Source organism: Protofrankia sp. CiT1, assembly GCF_917627335.1.
GTDB lineage: Bacteria > Actinomycetota > Actinomycetes > Frankiales > Frankiaceae > Protofrankia.
Window position 1 is genome coordinate 10,631 of the sequence record NZ_CAKJTP010000132.1, and the last position, 1,853, is coordinate 12,483.

The 1,853-nt window shown below is 72.3% G+C and carries 2 protein-coding genes; both read right to left on the bottom strand.

Annotation, left to right across the window (positions count from 1 at the left end; genetic code table 11):
- Window positions 1-870 (bottom strand): oxygenase MpaB family protein (locus tag MJ785_RS17185; protein WP_239381777.1); only part of this gene is annotated, 870 nt, incomplete at its 3' end.
- Window positions 871-970: 100 nt separating this feature from the next.
- On the bottom strand, window positions 971-1,853 hold an 883-nt coding region (locus tag MJ785_RS17190), incomplete at its 5' end, for a maleylpyruvate isomerase N-terminal domain-containing protein (protein ID WP_239381779.1).

The window sequence follows — 1,853 nt, forward strand, 5'->3', positions numbered from 1 at the left end:
GGGCGGTGCCACCGGGCAGCCGCGCGGGAAGGTGCCGAGCCGGGAGAGGTCATAGCCGTCGGGATAGCTACGGATGTTGGGCCGCTGGCGGGCGTACAACGGCTTGGTGCGCGGCGGCAGGAACCGTACCACCCGGCCGCGTAGCCGTACCGCCGCGGCGCATGCGGCCTGTTCCGCCCGGGAGATCCGCGGGTAGCCCAACGCCGTGCGCAGGCCGTCGTCCATCAGGCCGAGCGCGAACCGCCTGACCAGCGCCGCGGGTGCGAGGTGACTGGGCGGGAAGGTGGTGAACAGGGCGAGCGTGGCGTCGGCGACAGCGCGTCCGCCCGGCTCGGGGGCGAAGCGTGCCGCCTCGTAGGCGTCGAGATGGGTGGTGAACTCCTGCCAGGTCGCCGGGATTCCCGTCATCCCCATGTGCCGGCCCAGCTCACGGTAGTAGTTGGCGCTTGCGGCCTTCTCGGTCTCGCTCAGCCGTCGCCAGCCGAACCGGTCGATCCACCGGATCGGGACGACGACGAACGTGGACAGCACGTACACAAGATCCTCATTGGAGATCGTGTAAGCGCCGTGCATCTGGTTCATGCGGCGGATCGCCGCGCGTCCCAGTGAGCTTGCGAAACCGTGCTCGAGTATCCCGTCGAGAATCAGGACGGTGTCGTCGTAGCGTTTCTGGACGCGTTCGGTGAGCTCGCCGGTCTCGGCGAGAAGCCGCCCGACGGTGGGCACGGCATAGGTGCGGAACAGCGCGAACGACAGCGACTGGTTGTAGTCCCACGGGAATTCGTGGGTGACACTGAGCCGGTAGATGTCGAGGAAATCCGTTTCCGGGTCGAGCCGCTCGATGCGCTTGAGCCAGTCGAACCGTTTCATGCGTGCTCCTCCGGTGACCGGGCCGGCCGGGTGGCCGCGCACCGGCCAGTAGTGCCTCGCTCCTGGATCCACGCCCCTGTTGCCGGGCACTCGTCACTGCTCACGGGCCGGACAGCGCCGGGGCGAGCGTGAGCAGCCGGCGGCCGAGGGCGTCGTCCCCGGTGATGGCGACGTCGAGGTCGCCGGGCGTTCTGCGGTCGCCGACCAGCAGGCAGAACTCCACCGTGTGGAGGGAGATCTCGGCCGCGGGCGGGGTGCGAGCCGCGTCGCCGGCAGCCTCGGCACGGCCGCTGGCGCCGACCCGCACCAGCCAGGACCCTCCGCCTGGCCCGGTGAGCGTGAGCCGGACCATCCCGGCGGGGGAGCCGCCGGACGCTGGCGTACCGAGCCCCGGGGCATGGGACGCGCACAGCTGATCGAGCAGCCGCGCGGCAAGGCCGGACATGGCGTGCAGGTGCTCCCCGAGCGGATGGGGCAGCCGCAGCCCGATCACCCCGGCGATGTCACGGGCGTGGATCCAGGTCTCGAAGGCCCGCGTGACGAGGTGGTCGGCCACGGCCATCTCGACGCCGCCGACCTGGACGATCCGGCTGGCCAGCGCCGGTTCGGCGCGCAGCCGTGCCGCGATCGCGTGGACACCGTGCCGCCACAGCTCGCGGGAGTGCGCGGGCGGCCGGGTACGGGCGTGGGCGATCACCATCTCGCTGTGGGCGACGGTGTTCTGGTGCGGATCCACCGGTGGGTCCGCCGCGATCCCGATCGCGGCGGCGAGCAGAGCATCGGTCGCGGCCAAGTGGGCGACCAGGTCGCTGATGGTCCAGTCGCGTACCGGGCTCGGCGTGCCCCAGGCCGTCTCGTCGATCTCGGCGAGCGCGGACTCCAGCAGGCCGGCCGCGGCGGCGAAGGGCGCGGCGAAGGCGGGTACCAAGGGTGCGGGCCGGCGGCGCGCCAGCGCCGCGGTCAGCACCCGCGCGGCCGGCGGC